The sequence below is a fragment of the Verrucosispora sp. TAA-831 genome, assembly GCF_050780145.1.
Lineage (GTDB): Bacteria > Actinomycetota > Actinomycetes > Mycobacteriales > Micromonosporaceae > Micromonospora.
Map to the genome: position 1 here is coordinate 6508840 of NZ_CP192240.1, position 14515 is coordinate 6523354.

Annotated in this window: 15 protein-coding genes and 1 pseudogene; 6 read left to right on the forward strand and 10 right to left on the reverse strand. The window is 71.1% G+C overall.

Annotated features, from left to right (window positions below; all coding sequences use genetic code 11):
* Nucleotides 1-65 precede the first annotated feature (65 nt).
* A complete protein-coding gene (locus tag ACQVFL_RS28945; RefSeq protein WP_431728012.1) occupies nucleotides 66-245 on the reverse strand; it encodes a DUF397 domain-containing protein in 180 nt (59 codons plus the stop codon).
* Between the two features lie 116 nt (nucleotides 246-361).
* Between ACQVFL_RS28945 and ACQVFL_RS28950 the strand changes: the two are divergent.
* Together ACQVFL_RS28950 and ACQVFL_RS28955 are read left to right on the forward strand one after the other, a co-directional pair.
* A pseudogene (locus ACQVFL_RS28950) lies at nucleotides 362-671 on the forward strand (hypothetical protein).
* A gap of 9 nt (nucleotides 672-680) precedes the next feature.
* Nucleotides 681-1412, forward strand: a complete 732-nt coding sequence (locus ACQVFL_RS28955; protein ID WP_431728013.1) for an alpha/beta fold hydrolase — start codon at nucleotides 681-683, stop codon at nucleotides 1410-1412.
* Here the strand turns inward: ACQVFL_RS28955 and ACQVFL_RS28960 are convergent.
* Nucleotides 1401-1970 (reverse strand): TetR/AcrR family transcriptional regulator, encoded by a 570-nt coding sequence (locus tag ACQVFL_RS28960; protein ID WP_431728014.1) that lies wholly within the window; start codon nucleotides 1968-1970, stop codon nucleotides 1401-1403. The genes ACQVFL_RS28955 and ACQVFL_RS28960 overlap by 12 nt on opposite strands.
* Before the next feature lie 110 nt (nucleotides 1971-2080).
* Here ACQVFL_RS28960 and ACQVFL_RS28965 point away from each other — a divergent pair, with 110 nt between their 5' ends.
* On the forward strand, nucleotides 2081-3010 hold the full coding sequence (locus ACQVFL_RS28965; RefSeq protein WP_431728015.1) for an SDR family NAD(P)-dependent oxidoreductase: 930 nt from the start codon (nucleotides 2081-2083) through the stop codon (nucleotides 3008-3010).
* Here ACQVFL_RS28965 and ACQVFL_RS28970 read toward each other — a convergent pair whose 3' ends face one another.
* The 4 genes from ACQVFL_RS28970 to ACQVFL_RS28985 all read right to left on the reverse strand — a co-directional run bounded on the left by ACQVFL_RS28970 (nucleotide 3011) and on the right by ACQVFL_RS28985 (nucleotide 5221).
* A complete protein-coding gene (locus ACQVFL_RS28970) occupies nucleotides 3011-3595 on the reverse strand; it encodes a hypothetical protein (protein ID WP_396698128.1) in 585 nt (194 codons plus the stop codon).
* A gap of 50 nt (nucleotides 3596-3645) precedes the next feature.
* Nucleotides 3646-4170: an RBBP9/YdeN family alpha/beta hydrolase gene (locus ACQVFL_RS28975; RefSeq protein ID WP_396698126.1), complete on the reverse strand. Its 525-nt coding sequence runs from the start codon at nucleotides 4168-4170 to the stop codon at nucleotides 3646-3648.
* Between the two features lie 40 nt (nucleotides 4171-4210).
* Nucleotides 4211-4843 (reverse strand): TOPRIM nucleotidyl transferase/hydrolase domain-containing protein, encoded by a 633-nt coding sequence (locus ACQVFL_RS28980; RefSeq protein WP_431728016.1) that lies wholly within the window; start codon nucleotides 4841-4843, stop codon nucleotides 4211-4213.
* 105 nt (nucleotides 4844-4948) lie between these two features.
* The gene (locus ACQVFL_RS28985) at nucleotides 4949-5221 is read right to left on the reverse strand and encodes a helix-turn-helix domain-containing protein (protein ID WP_396698122.1); all 273 of its coding nucleotides are present in this window, start codon (nucleotides 5219-5221) and stop codon (nucleotides 4949-4951) included.
* An 81-nt stretch (nucleotides 5222-5302) separates the two neighbouring features.
* Between ACQVFL_RS28985 and map the strand changes: the two genes are divergently transcribed.
* Nucleotides 5303-6070: a type I methionyl aminopeptidase gene (map, locus tag ACQVFL_RS28990; RefSeq protein WP_431728017.1), complete on the forward strand. Its 768-nt coding sequence runs from the start codon at nucleotides 5303-5305 to the stop codon at nucleotides 6068-6070.
* Between the two features lie 20 nt (nucleotides 6071-6090).
* On the opposite strand, the gene ACQVFL_RS28995 is transcribed toward map, so the two are convergent.
* Nucleotides 6091-6711 (reverse strand): nucleotidyltransferase family protein, encoded by a 621-nt coding sequence (locus ACQVFL_RS28995; RefSeq protein WP_431728018.1) that lies wholly within the window; start codon nucleotides 6709-6711, stop codon nucleotides 6091-6093.
* 403 nt (nucleotides 6712-7114) lie between these two features.
* Between ACQVFL_RS28995 and ACQVFL_RS29000 the strand changes: the two genes are divergently transcribed.
* Nucleotides 7115-8236, forward strand: coding sequence for a M14 family zinc carboxypeptidase (locus ACQVFL_RS29000; RefSeq protein ID WP_396698117.1), 1122 nt, complete (start codon nucleotides 7115-7117; stop codon nucleotides 8234-8236).
* Between the two features lie 94 nt (nucleotides 8237-8330).
* Here ACQVFL_RS29000 and ACQVFL_RS29005 read toward each other — a convergent pair whose 3' ends face one another.
* Entirely contained in the window at nucleotides 8331-9953 is a 1623-nt protein-coding gene (locus ACQVFL_RS29005; RefSeq protein WP_431728019.1) for a hypothetical protein, read from the reverse strand.
* 225 nt (nucleotides 9954-10178) lie between these two features.
* On the opposite strand from ACQVFL_RS29005, the gene ACQVFL_RS29010 reads away from it, so the two are divergent.
* On the forward strand, nucleotides 10179-10463 hold the full coding sequence (locus tag ACQVFL_RS29010) for a hypothetical protein (RefSeq protein WP_431728020.1): 285 nt from the start codon (nucleotides 10179-10181) through the stop codon (nucleotides 10461-10463).
* Between the two features lie 143 nt (nucleotides 10464-10606).
* Here ACQVFL_RS29010 and ACQVFL_RS29015 read toward each other — a convergent pair whose 3' ends face one another.
* The gene (locus ACQVFL_RS29015; protein WP_396698111.1) at nucleotides 10607-11812 is read right to left on the reverse strand and encodes an acyltransferase family protein; all 1206 of its coding nucleotides are present in this window, start codon (nucleotides 11810-11812) and stop codon (nucleotides 10607-10609) included.
* Between the two features lie 556 nt (nucleotides 11813-12368).
* Nucleotides 12369-14489 (reverse strand): acyltransferase family protein, encoded by a 2121-nt coding sequence (locus ACQVFL_RS29020; protein ID WP_431728021.1) that lies wholly within the window; start codon nucleotides 14487-14489, stop codon nucleotides 12369-12371.
* Nucleotides 14490-14515 lie beyond the last annotated feature (26 nt).

A 14515-nucleotide genomic window follows, 5' to 3' on the forward strand; every position in this document is an offset into this window, starting at 1 on the left:
GGCCAATGAAAGCACGGCGGTGTTCCACCTCGGTTGCCCGCGAAACGCCCGCTGACGGTGGACGCTCAGGCGTCGAGCGTCCCGTCCCTGACGCCCTGGACGAAGCCGATCCACTGGTCGGTCGTGAAGGACAGCAGGGGGCCTGCCGGTCCTTGCTGTCGGACCCCGACCACGCCGGGTAGGTTGCCTGCCACCTCGACGCACGCACCACCGTTGCTGTCGCTCCGTGTGGACTTCCGCCACACCGCGTGTACGGCGCAGCACGCACCTGCCTGACCCTTTACCTGGGTTCGTACATGCTGTCAGCCGCCGAGGATCTGAGCTGGGTGCCCACGGAAAGCCTCCGCCGGAGGTTCCTCGGATGGCTGACCTGACCACACCCTGCCCCGGCGATCTGCTCCGTGTGGGACGTGAGGCCGGCGTGCAGTTCCGACAGCCGCGTGATCCGGGTCCTGAACTGGACCACGTACGACGGGTGGATCTGGTTGGCGGGGTACGAGTTGAATGCCGCAGGTGATGCGGTCGACCGCCGGGCCATCTTCGTCCCACCGGCCGGACTGCGGACCGCACCGGCACCCGTGGCGGTCCGGCGATCGGGGCGGAAGAGGGTGTCCTCCAAGCGCTGCGGCGCCGCCTCCGCAGGGACAGCGGACCCGGGAACGCCGCCGTAGGCTTCCGCCATGCTGGCGTACCGGTCGGTGGACATGGGGTGGGGTCGGCTGGCGTACCGCAGCATCGAGGGCGGGCCGGGCACGGAGGCCGCGCCGCCGATGGTGCTGGTGCATGGTGGCGGGGGCGACGGGACCACCTGGGACGCGCTGGCACCGACGTTCGCCCGGCACCGCACCGTCCACCTGCCCGATCTGCGGGGGATGGGACGCAGCGACCAGGTCGGGCCGTATTCGCTCACCGTGCTGCGTGATGACCTGCTGGCGTTTCTCGACCGGCTGGCCCTGGAACAGGTGGTCCTGGTCGGGCATTCGTTGGGTGCCGCCGTGGCACTGCTGGCCGCCGAGCGGGCACCGGAGCGGGTGCTCGCCCTGGTGCTGGAGGAGTGCCCGCCGCCGGTGCCGCTCGGGATCATCGTTCCCACCGACCTGCCGGACAGCGCGCCGTACTACGACCGGGAGGTACGTCCGTCGGTGCTGGCGGAGTTGAACGCTCCCGACCCGGCCCGCTGGTCGGCGTTGGCCCGCCTCCCGGTGCCCACGCTGGTGCTGGCCGGCGGGCCGGGCAGCCACCTGCCCCAGGAGCCGATGGCGCAGATGGCCGACAGCCTCCCCGCCGGCAGTCTGGTCACCATTCCGACCGGCCACCACGTACACGCGCAGGCACCCGACGCCTTCGTCACCGCCGTCGAGTCCTTCCTCGCCGACCCGCCCACGGCCCGCGCCGAGCCGTCAGGCGCGTAGTCCCCGGAGCAGGATCTCGACGTACCGGTCCCGGTCGGCGTCGCCGCTGACCGTGACCGCGTGCTGGAGGCCGCAGAACAGCGCCCGCAGGTCGTCAGCGGTGATCTCCGGGCGGATGGCACCGGCGGCGCGGGCGCGGTGCAGCAGTCGGTCCACCGCCGTGGTCAGCGCCCGGCCCAGTTCTCTCATTTCTGGGCGGGCGGCCTCGGGCTCGGCCAGGACGGCGGCGAGCGCCGGGTCACCGAGCTGATGATCGAGTGCGACCCGGAGCAGCCGGGCCATCTCGGCGTCGACGTCCGGCCCGGCGGCGGCCTGTTCGGCCGCGTCGACGAGTTGGGTGAACCGGTCGGCGGCCAGCGCCTCCAGCAGGGCCAGTCGGCTGGGGAAGTGCCGATAGACGGTTCCGACGCCGACGCCGGCCGCCTTGGCGATCGCGTTCATCGGCAACTCCACGTCACCGGCGGCCAGCCGTTCCCGGGCTGCGCGGAGCATCCGGGCACGCACCCGGGCCGAGTCGGCACGCAGGGGCTCGGCGTTGGTCGACGGGTCGGTGGACACAGCACGAGGATAATCCATCCGCATCCGAGCGGATTACTTATCCGCTCCGTGCTACGGTCGACACCACGGCAGCGGATAGTTCATCCGCTGCGATCGACCGGAGGTGCCTCATGCCCGTTTCCTGGACGTTCGACGACATCCCCGACCAGCGCGGCCGGACGGCGGTCGTCACCGGGGCCAGCAGCGGTCTCGGCCTGGTCGCCGCCGGGCAGCTCGCCGCCCGAGGCGCGACCGTGATCATGGCCGTACGCGACCCCGCCAAGGCCGAGCAGGCCCGCGCCGGCATCGCCGGTGACCTGGTGGTACGCCGACTCGACCTGGCCGACCTCGACTCGGTCCGCGAGTTCGCCGCCGAGCTGCGCGCCGAGGGCCGACAGGTCGACCTGCTGCTCAACAACGCCGGGATCGGCAAGCCGGGACACGAGCGGTCCGCCCAGGGGTACGAGAGCGTGTTCGCCACCAACCACCTGGGCCACTTCGCCCTGACCGGCCTGCTGCTGGACCTCTTCCGGCCGGATCGGGACCCGAGGGTGGTCACCGTCGGCTCCGGCTTCTACCGACTGCTGCGCGGCGGACCCGACCTGGACGACCTGGCCGGTGGACCGGACACCGGCCCGCCCGTGGCGTACATCCGGTCGAAGCAGGCCAACGCCCTGTTCGGCGTCGAACTCGACCGTCGACTGCGCCGTGCGGGGAGCCCGGTGCGGAGCCTCCTCGCCCACCCCGGCATGGCCCGCACCCCGATGAACCGCCAGTACGACAACGCCGGGGAATGGGCGGTGACCCGGATCGGCGGTCTGCTGCTGGCCCGCAGCTCCGAGAGCGGCACCGTCCCGCTCCTCTACGCCGCCACCGCGCCGACCGCCGAGACCGGCGTCTTCCACGGCCCGCCGCTGTTCCGGTGGGGCAACCGGGTGCACAGTCGCCCGGTCGTCGCCCCCGCCGACGACCGGGCCCTGGCCGCGCGGCTCTGGCAGGTCTCCGAGGAGGCGACCGGCGTGCGCTACCTGGAGGCACCGACCGTGGCCGCGCCGAACTGATCAGCCAGCCGCCTCCAGGGCGGCGCGGAACACCACCGTGACGCTGAACGTGGTGCCGTCGACCTGGTACGCGTAGCACCCCGGCCCACCGACCGTGGTGGTGGCGGGCAGGTCGTTCTCCGGACGGACCAGCAGGGCGTGGTGTCCGCCGTCGCGCGGCTCCCCAAGGTAGGCGAACTCCGCCCCGGCCGGGCCGGGTCCGTCGATCCGGGCCGCCCGCACCAGCACCGGCCCGGCATAACCGGAGCCGATCCAGCGGACCTTCTTCGCGTACGTGCCGTCCTGTTGCCGGTCCATGGCCCGCAACTCCAGTACGCCGTCCCGGAAATAGTCGGCGACCGGATAGAGCGGCCCGGGGCCGAGCACCCGACTGGCCTGGTCCGGGTGGGGCCAGGGTTGCGGCTCGGTGACCGGACAGGCGTCCCCGGGTGCCACGGTGGGCAGCCGCAGCGGCGGGGCGACGAACTCGGTCGGCGTCGCCGTGCCGCCGGACTGCCCCGAGGGGGAGCCCGACGGGTCCGGGGACGGCGCGCCGTCGCAGGCCACCACCGCCGAGAGAAGTGCGCCGACCAGTAACCAGCCCATTCTCACCACCACCGCATTATCGACCGAGTGCGATGGACGTGCAGCCCCGCTCAGCCGAGGCCGGCGATCAGCCGCTCCCCGTCGGGCCAGGGGCCGAACCCGGCTGCGCTGTCGAGGTGTCCGACCTCGCCCGCGTCGACCAGGTCCGCTCCCCAGTCGTCGGCGTACTCGGTGAACTGGGCGAAGGTGGTGTACGGGTCGGTCCGGCTGGCGACCAGGACGGTCGGGAACGGCAGCGGGGTGCGGGGCAGGGTCCAGGGCAGGTCCCCCGGCTCGTCCGGCTCGTACCCGTCGATGACCGGTGGGGTGACCAGCAGCGCGCCGACGACCGGACCGGTGTGCCCGGCCGCCCACACGACGGTGCTGACGCACCCGGCGCTGTGTGCGACGAGCACGGCCGGCTCGGTCGAGGTGTGCACGGCCTCGTGCAGCGCCGCCACCCGGTCCCGCAGGACGAGCGGCGGGCCGGGCGGCTCGGGTGCCCACCGGTAGTCCGGGTGCCGGTCGGCGAGCCAGTTCATCCAGTGCTCGGGGCGCGGTGTCCCCCGTCCGGGCACGAGCAGGTGTCGGGTCACCCGGCCGACGGTAACCGCACGCGCCCGCGGCGTCAGTCCCCTACCGGCCCGGAGGCAGGCTGCCCGGCTCGATGCTGCGCAGGTGGTGAGCGGAGACCGAGTCGAGCACCGCGTCCAGCGGGCGCGGCATCCGGTCCAGATCGAGCGCCTGCACCATGAGCCGGGCGTACGCCTCCTTGCGGCCGGACCGGGTGCCGACGAAGCGGTGCAGTTGGGCGGTCAACTCCCGTCCCTGCTGCGCGGGCTGTCGCTGGAACAGCCGGAAGGATCGCAGGTCCCCGACCGCGTCCAGGAACTCCTGCACCCCGTCGGTGCCGACGGCCCGGATCAATTCGTCCTCCAGGTCCCGTACGCAGACGTGGAACCCGAGTTCGGCGATCCGGGCGGTGGAGGCGGCGGTGGCGATCCCGGCCCGGTCGAGTCCGCGCTGGACGAAGCCCTCCTCGGCGACGTCGTAGAGCCCGGCCAGCCGTAGGCCGCGCCCCTGCGGGCCGAGTAGGACCAGGTGCTGCCCGATGTTGGTGATCCCGCCCATCGGCAGCACCCGTACGCCCTCGGCGGTCAGGTCCCGACCGCGACGTACGGCGAGCGCCTGCACCGCCGCCTGGTCGCTGGCCCCCTCGACCAGCAGTACGGCGCCGGCGTCACCCAGGGCGTCGATCGGGATCTGCACCCGCACCTCCTGACCCTCGGCACCATCATGCCGACCTGCTCCGGAACGGCCCAGCGAGTTATCGCCGGGACCGGTCGGGCTGCCCGGTGGCCACCCGTCGCCCGGTCAGGAGGCGAGTCGCCCGCTGGCCGGGGACGGCTCGGCGAGCCGGGTCGCCAGGTCGTCCAGCGAGAGCCCGAGCACCCGGGCCAGGGCGGCGACGGTGAAGTAGGCGGGCGAGGCGATCGCTCCGCGCTCGATCTTGCGCAGCGTGTCCAGCGAGATGCCGGCCTGGAGGGCGACGGCGGCGGCACTGCGACCGCCACGGGCCTGCTGGAGCAGGCGCCCCAACGCCAGGCCGCGCGCCCGCTCGTCCTCGGTCATCGGGGTACGCACCATGCGCCTATAGTAATCCTGGTATTAAAATACCAGCGCCGGGGTGCACCCCGCCCCGCCGGCACGAGCGACGAAGAGGTGGAGATGGTCGAGTTGAAGACGCCGGGCGAGATCGCCGTCATGCGCGAGGCCGGGCGGGTGGTGGCGACGGCGCTGGCTGCGGCCCAGGCGGCGGCCACGGTCGGGACGTCCCTGCGGGAGTTGGACGAGATCGCCGCCACGGTGATCAGCGAGGCCGGCGCGAAGCCCTCGTTCCTGCACTACCACCCCCGGTCGGCCCCCAGCCCCTACCCGGCGGTCATCTGCACCTCGGTCAACGACGCGGTGGTGCACGGCATCCCCACGGCGTACCGGCTCGCCGACGGCGACGTGCTGACCGTCGACTGCGGCGCGTACATCGACGGGCTGCACGGCGACTCGGCGGTGACCTTCATCGTCGGCACCGCCGACCCGGCCGACCAGAGGCTCGTCGACGAGACCCGCCGCGCCCTGCATGCCGGCATCGCCGCCGCCACGCCCGGCGCCCGGATGGGCGACATCGCCCACGCCATCGGCACCGTCGGGCGGTCGCAGGGATTCGGCCTGATGGAGAACCACGGCGGCCACGGGATCGGTCGTGCCATGCACGAGGACCCGTTCGTGCCCAACGAGGGCAAGCCCGGCCGGGGGCTGCGGCTCAGGCCGGGGCTGGTCCTCGCCCTCGAACCGATGTTCCTCGCCGGTGGCGACGACAGGTACCGGGTGGACCCGGACGGCTGGACGCTGCGGTCCGCCGACGGCAGCCGGGCCGCGCACTGGGAGCACACCATCGCGGTCACCGAGGACGGGCCGGTGATCCTCACCGCCCGCTGAGACCGGCATTCGCAGGCACGTCAGGCACTCGCCGCCTCCCCGGCGGCGAGGAACCTGGCCCGGTCCGCCTCGGTGTCGATGTCACCGCCGTCGGCCACGTCGGAGACCGGTACGACCCGGATCTGCTCGGCACGTTCGCGCAGGTAGGGACGGGCGCCCACGTCACCGACGGCCGAGGCGGCGATACCCGCCCAGTGCGCGCGGCCGAGCAGGACCGGGTGACCGCGCCCGGTGTGGTACCCCGCCATCGCGAGGACCTGCGGCGCGGCGAGACCGACGAGTCGGCGCACCGCCTCGGCGGTGATGCCCGGCATGTCGACCAGGAGCACCAGCGCGGCCACCGCCGGGGTCGGCGTCAGCACGGCGAGACCGGTACGCAGTGACGATCCCATCCCACCGGCCCACTCCGGATTGACCACCACCCTGGCCCCGGCCAGGTCGGCACGGGCGGCGACCAGTTCCGCGTCGGCACCGAGCACCACGGTCACCGAGTCGCAGCCACCGGCCCCCAGGGTGGCCACCGCGCGTTCCACCAACAGCCGACCATGCACCTCCACGAGCGCCTTGGGTCGTCCGTACCGGCGGCCCGCACCGGCCGCGAGCACCAGCCCGGCGACCGGGGCACCACGTGTCGGCTCCACCCGTGGACGCTAACACCGGGCGGCCGAAATCTCAGCGCCGCATTTCTCGTGGACCGATTTCGAATAGTCCCCGAGCACTCGCCGCAGCACGCGCGGCCACCACGAACCTCAAAGTTTCCTCAAACACGCAGGTCGTCGGCGGTGAACATTAACCGACGCCTTTAGTTTTGCCTCACCTGATCGGCAGGATCACTTAACACAACGCCTGCCAGCAGGTGATACGTGGCCGCAGAAGACAGCGAGAACGAGGTGGAAGCCGCTCGGAAACACCCGGAACGACGCACCGCACAGCCGAAGTCATACAGATGTAGGAGGTCTGATGCATCGTCGCCTTTTGGTGTCGACAACTGTCGCAACAATGTGTGCCGTAACCCTGTTCGCGCCGTCTTCGTCGGCAGAGAACGTGAACGCGAATTGTGGAAACCTGCCCGGCAACCGATCCGCCTCCGGGTGGACCGACTACGCACAGCTCGGCAAGCAGCTCGCCCAGATCGAGGCGACCAGCAACGGCCGGGTCGCGGTGGACGTCATCGGCACGTCCCACCGGGGCCGGGACATCTACACCGCCCGCGTCGGCACCGGTGACCGCGTACTGCTGATCACGAGCGAGATCCACGGCAACGAGAAGACCGGCACCGAGGCCCTGCTCCAGATGCTCAAGACCCTCGGGTCCAGCGGGAGCCCGCAGGCCAAGTTGATCCGGGACAACCTGACCATCGTCGCCGTTCCGAAGTTCAACCCCGACGGTGCGGAGCTGAACCGTCGGCAGAACGACTTCCCGTGGAACGAGGTGGTCGAGAAGTTCCCGCAACTGGCCGGCACCAACGCGCCGTACTACTACAGCAACGGCGCGCGCGGCTTCGACGTCAACCGGGACTTCAGCGCGGACCTGACCGCCGAGCCCTCGCCCGCGACGCGGCCGTCCAACGAGACGCTGCCCGGCATGTACCTGACCAACGAGTCCCGGGCACTACGTGACCTCTACGTCAACCTGCGCGACGAGTTCGGCAAGGTCCACGCCTACGTGGACCTGCACCACATGGGCCCGTGCAACGAGAACATCGGGACCGACCAGTACGTCACGGTGGCGCTGGACTTCCCGCCGCTCGGCTCGGAGGTCGACGGCAACCCGAGGTACGCCGACTGGCCCCTGCTCGACCAGGACGCCTCCCGTCGGCACACGCTGGCCGCCGCGCTCGGCATGATGCAGCACGCGGGCAACGGCTCCGGCACCGGTTCGCCGTTCTTCGGTGGGGTCAGCCAGTACGTCCACTACCAGGTCTCGGACGGCTACAGCTTCGACCGCGACTACGCCGGGCAGGCCCGGTCGGCGTTCGCGCTCAACGGCAGCGCGAGCGTCCTGTTCGAGGTACGCGGCCAGTCCCACGCCTGGGGCCAGAAGCAGAAGGGTCAACTGACCAAGGCCGTCGAGGCCGGCATCGTCGGCATCGCCGAGCGGATGGCGGACCGTTCGGTCGACAGCCTGAACGGCGACGACTTCTACGAGCTGCCGAAGTACTGGTAGGCCTCACCACAGATCGGTGGCCGGGCGCATCCGGTCACCGAGCGGGCCCCCTTCCCGGCCGGGAGGGGGGCCCGTCGTCGTCACGGCCGGAGCGTCAGCCGATCGCGTACGCCCGGATGATCGTCACGTCGGTGTAGCCGCCGATGGTGTCGGTGACCCGCGCCCGCAGCGAGACCGCGCCGGAGGTGGGGTTGCCCACCTGGGCGGTCCAGACGCCGTCGATCTTCTTGACCGACACCGAGCGCCAGGTCTTGCCGCCGTCGAAGGACGCCTTGGCGGTGACCGTCTTCACCTTCGGGTTCTTGCCCAGCTTGGCGTCCGGACCGGCCTTGGGCCGGCTCAGCTTCAACTGGACGTTCGTGCTGTCGCCGGCCTTGGCCCGGTTGTCCAGGTCAAGCCCGGTGGGCAGCATGGTGAGCGCGTAGACGGGTGCGGTCACCGAGGTGTTCGGCTTCGCCTTGAACCGGTACGTGACGCTGGTCTTCGGTGACAGCATCCCGGCCGGGAAGGTGATCTCCGGGTAGTAGCGGCTCGCGTCGTTGGTGAGCGTGTACCAACCACTCTTCTTGACCTTGTACTCAAGGCTGGTCATTTCCGACTCCCAGCCCCTGTCCTTCTTGGTCTTGACCGTCTTGCCACCGAACTTCAGCGTCGCCGTCGCCTTGTCGCCGCCCTCGACGCTGTCCCGGGGGAAGCCGGGGTCGGCGAACATGTCGTTCAGCACGTACGACAGCCAGCCGTAGTTGACCTGCGGCAGCCGGGTGGACGGTCCCCAGGCGGACCGGAAGAACCGCAGCGTGTACGACTCACCCGCGCTGACCGTACGCGGGACGAGGAAGCCGCCGACGACCGGCGTGGAGCCGTCCTTCGCGGACGTGTAGCTGTTCGCCCGGACGAGCCACTTGCCGGCCGAGAGGTGCACCTTCGTCCGGTACGGCTGGTCGGCGCCGAGTAGCGAGCCGTACATGTGGTTGCCGCAGGAGCGGTCGACCGGCTGCACCGCCAGGCCGCTGGAACTCGCCGCCGACGGGCCACGCCTGGCCTCCACGTTGACCGTGGCGAGTGACGACTTCGCGAAGGTCCGGGTGGGACTCTTCGGCACACCGGCGGTGGTGAACATGACCGCGTAGTGGGGTGCCGTGCCGGCCTGGTCGCTCCAGGCCCGCATCGCGGCGAAGCCCAACCGCGTCGACGAGTTGGGCACCACGAACAGACCGCCACCGGAGTCCCGGGCGTCGACGTAGTCGATCGTCGACCTGCCCCGGGTGCAGATCTGGGCGATGGTCTGGACCTCCAGCCCGGCTGCGTCGGGCGCGGAGCTGAGGCCGAGCGAGACCCGCTTGCCCTTGCGGGCGTCCACGGTGGTCTTGCTGGACCCGGAGACCTTGACCGTACGCGCACCGAGGGTCGAGGTGTCCCCGGTGCGGATCGAGGCGAGCACCGCGTAGGTGCCCTTCGGCAGTTTCTTGGCCTTGTTGGACTTGACCGAACGGCGCTCGTTGTTGGCGAGGTTGACCACGGTCGTGGTGACGGTGACCTTCTTGCCGTTGCGGTCCAGCGTGGTGACGGTCAGCGTGTTGGTCGCCGCGACCGCAGGTGCGCCGGCACCGAGCAGCAGCGCCGGCACCAGTGCCGACGCGACGGCGGCCCGGGCCATGACGCGGGCGCGCGAGGACGATCCGGGGCCGGAGGCGGCCCCGATGAGAGTGGAGAACAATCCAGGAACTCCCGTGAGTGGAAGCCGACCCGCAGTACGACAACGGCGGGAGAGCTGATGCTAGATCACAATCGCCGCCCGTGCCGTCCCGCGTCCCCGGGACGACGTCCCGGACCTGCGGGACTGCCAGCCCTGTCTCCCGGGTCGTCCGTCCACCCAGACTCCTCCCACGACGCCGATCGACGCGTGGACGACCCACGTACGCGGCGGAGAAACGAGGGTGAGATGCGAGTACGCAGAAGTGTGGCGGTGGTCAGCGCCGTACTGACCGGATGGGGCATGGCCCTGGTGATGGCACAGCCCGCCGCGGCAGCGCCCGAGTGTGATCGACCGATTCCGCCGCCGAAGTGCGACTTCATCCCGCCGGAGGACCCGCCGCCGCCCACCTACGCGCCCATCGTCGCCTTCGACGGCGCACGGCAGACCGGGTCGGAGCGGGCGGTGCACATCTGGGGCTGGACGACGGACCGGGACGCGCCATCCCGCGCGGTGATCAGGCCGTCGAGCTGACCGAAGAGTTCGAAGCTGACGACGCCGAAGCAGTGGATCCAGCCGACGGAGCCTCGGGCCAGCAGGGTCTCGGGCAGTCCGGGGAAGAGTCGCTCCCGCACGGCGGCGAGGTCGGCGTGGATCGGGCCGACTCCTGCCGAGGCTCAGGAGACCGGCAGCCTCTGCCGGGTCTCCGCCTCGTGGTCGGCGCGCCTGCGGGCCCGGACGCTCTCGGTCTTGAGTCGCAGGGCGGGACGTTCCACCAGGTGCCAGGAGGGTACGGCGAAGAGCATGGTGCCGAGCAGGCTCAGCACGATGTAGCCGAACATCCCGAACTCGGCACCACCCACCAGGGCGAGGACCTGCTGCACCGGGAAGCCGTAGATGTAGAGGCCGTAGGTGTAGTCGTGTCGCCGGCTGATTCGGGACAGTTGCTTCGGCAGCGCCACCGCGGCATACAGCACCAGGTAGCCGAAGGCCGGCAGGCCGACCGCGAAGAAGCCGCCCTTGAGCAGCGAGCCGGTCAGCACGACACCGGCCACCAGCGCCCACACGCCGTTGACCGGGATGCGGTGCGCGTACAGACGGGCGGCCGTGCCGAGCAGGAACAGGAAGCCGAGCATCAGCGTCCAGTCGGCGGCGAAGGCACCGAGCAGCGGGAACGGCCCGATCGCCCCGTGCTGCGGCGGCCGTGAGGTGATGGTCGGTCCGTTGAGGAAGTCCCACAGGATCAGCGCGTAGCAGACGAACGTCAAGAGCAGGACGGCACGCGGCGACCGGCGCAGCACCGCGGTCATCGTCAGCAGGGCCACCACGCCGTAGAAGGCCAGGTCGTACCGGAGGGTCCAGAGCGAACCGTCGAACGCACTCGGACCGCCGCCGAGCCGCCCGTACGGTGTGTCGGCCAGCAGGCCGGAGATCGGGAACTGTTCCATCGACGCGAGGACGTTCGTGGTGACGTAGTCGAACGGACCCTCCGGGTGTCCCCAGAAGCCGTTGAGGTTGCCGTTCTCGTAGAGGGCCACCAGCGGCGCGATGACGAAGGCCGTGACCAGCAGGCAGACCCACAGGCCGGGAAACACCCGCAGCAGGCGGGCGCGGATGTACTGCGGCAGGGACGAGCGCAGTGCGCTGTCGGTGATGAGGAACCCGGAGATCAGGAAGAAGCCGTAGAGGGACATCGTGCCGATGTCGCTCTGGCCTGCGAACAGACCCGTCCCGAGGTTTCCCACCCCGAATCCGATCGGCCCGGCATGGGCGATGATCACGCCGCACGCCATCGCCAGGCGCAGCGCGCCGAACGCGTTGTGCTGCGCCGAGTATCTGTCCTGCAGCGTCGGCGAACGCCCTTCGGTGAACCAGGCCTGCACGTGACGACTCCCTTACGGACCAATCCGGACGGAGGTCGAGTCGTCGTGCCGACCGCCGCATGTGACACATGCAGTATCAACACCTATGCGCCGTACATCCCGATTTTCACGAATTGCCCGTTTCATATCGGATGGAGGGGCCGACCGGCGGCGAGGGCGCACAACGGCCGCCAGCGGCGGCCGTGGCTCGCGCCACGACCGCCGCTGGGCAGATGTCCGAGCAGACCGTCGACCACCGTCCACAGTGCAACCGCCAGGCCGGTGAACCGGCGCACAGGGCCTGGCCACCTCTGGGCGGAGCTCGAACGCGGGTCACGACCTCGGCGACGCATACCCGGATGCTGTCCGGGATCGGCCGGCTCGTGTCGTGCTCCTCGGGTCCACGAGGAGACGGCGAGATCGGAGGTCGTCCTGTGGGCGCCGGCCGGGTGCCGACCGGGCTCAGGACCGCCCGCGACGTTCGACTTCTCGTACGTCGCCCAGCATCACACCGCCGATACGGACAAGTGAGTATAAACAACGCAATTAACCCAAAAGGTTGAATCGGTGCGCCGTCTCATGACAGATGCCGCGCGGTGTGCCGGAGCAGGAAGTCGTCCAGCCGGGGCGCGAGACGGCGCGCGTACGTGGCGGTCAGGTGATGCGCGTCCCGATAGACCAGCACGCCGTCGATCACGGCGGGACAGCGCTCGCCTGGACAGATCGCGTCGTTGAGATCGGCCAGGTGCACCTGGGCCACCAGAGCCGCGGCCCGCTCCTGCGGTACGCCCCAGACGAGCGCGGGCTGCCGGGGCTGGGCACAGGCGCTGAGCCGCTCCCGGTTGGCGGAGACACACTCGGCCATGTCCACCCTGAACGCCGGGGTGTCCCGGAGGACCACCAGCGGCACCGCCGCTCCGGTCAGCTCCGACCAGGTCCGTGCCAGCGCCTCGGTCTGCGCGTCGGCCGTCGACGGCCCGGGGGCGGGCGTACTGCCCGCCACCAGCGGGATCTGGGTCACGCTGGAGACGATCAGCAGCCGGGGTCGTCGCTGCCCGGTGAGCGCGGTCCGCAGTTCGCGGTTCCACTCCGTACAGCTCTCGTCGACTCGCCCGCCGACGACCGTCGGGGTGGTCATCAACGAACAGGCGGTCTTGATGTAGGTCACCAGCCGCCAGCCGCGCTCCGCCGCAATCTGCTGCAACGCGGGTACCCAGTGCGCCGCGTGCGAGTCGCCGGCCAGCGCCACCTCGACCGGCGAGTCGCGGTCGCCGTAGACGCAGGTGCGCAGACTCGACTCCTGCGCCTGCGTGATGCAGTCGTCCCGATAGACGTCGGGCAGGTCGTCGCGGGCGTGGAGCGGGTCGGGCGTGATCCGGGCGAAGCGGTCCACCAGCGCCGGGTCCCCGCCCGGTGACGCCTGACCCGCTCCGGCGAGTTGCGCGGGACCCGGCGCGGTCGGTGGCCGTACCGCGAGGCTCAGGCCGACCCCGGCCAGCACGGTCAGGCTGGTCGCGACGAGCCCCATCCGCAGGGTGCGGGCCGGGGAGAACTGCGCGTACCGGAACGGGTTCTCCACCAGGTGGTGGGTCAGCACCGCCGGGACCGCGGAGCAGAGGATCACCGCCAGGCCGGCGCCGGTCCCCAACGGACCCCAGTGCGCCTCCGCCGCCACCAGCAGTGGCCAGTGCCAGAGATACCAGGAGTACGACACGACGCCGACCGCCCGTAGCGACCGGGTCTCCAACAGCGACGCCGGCCCGTACCGTCCGGCACCCGGCCCGGCCGCGATGACCGCCACCGCGCCGAGCGTGGGTAGCAGCGCGAGGTGTCCCGGATAGGCCGCGTCCGGCCCGATCAGCACCGCGCCGAGGGCGATCAGGCCCATGCCGGTCCAGCCGAGCGCGGTCGCGGCCGGACGGGGCAGCCGGGAGAGGTGGCCGCTCAGGATGGCCAGCGCCCCGCCCAGCGCGAGTTCCCACATCCGGGTGGTGGTGACGAGGTACGCCCGCGCGGGCTCGGCCTGGCTCAGGTGCACCGACCAGGCCAGGGACGGTACGCCGACCAGCGCGATCGCCACGAGCACCGGCATCGACGTCCGGTCCGCGAAGAACCTCCGGCGGTGCCGGCCACGGACGTCCACCGGCGACCGCGCCTCGATCGACTGCGCCCGCCGACGACCGAGCGCCACGGCGACCAGCAGGAGCAGCGGCCAGAGCAGATAGAACTGCTCCTCCACGGCCAGTGACCAGAAGTGCTGGAGGATGCTCGGCGCCTCCTCCGACCGCAGGTAGTCGGTCGACTGTTCGACCAGCCGCCAGTTCATCGCGTAGACCGCGCTGGCCAGGGCGTCCCGGGCGGTCTCGGACCACCGGATCGGCGGCAGGAAGAGGTACGTGAGCAGCATGCTCGCCACGACGACGGCGCTGGCGGCGGGCAACAGCCGTTTGGCGCGCCGGACGTAGAACGCGGTGATCGAGATCCGGCCGGTCCGGCGTACCTCGTCGACCAGCAGACCGGTGATCAGGAAGCCGGAGATCACGAAGAAGACGTCGACCGCGACGAAGAATCCCGGCAGCACCGCCACGCCGGCATGCCCGACGAGCACCAGCACGAGCGCGAGACCGCGCAGCCCTTCGACGTCCTCGCGGAACCGGCCCGTCAGGATCGGCCCGGCGCGTTCCACTGATGGCGTCATCTCCACCCCTCTCGGGGCGGAGCATA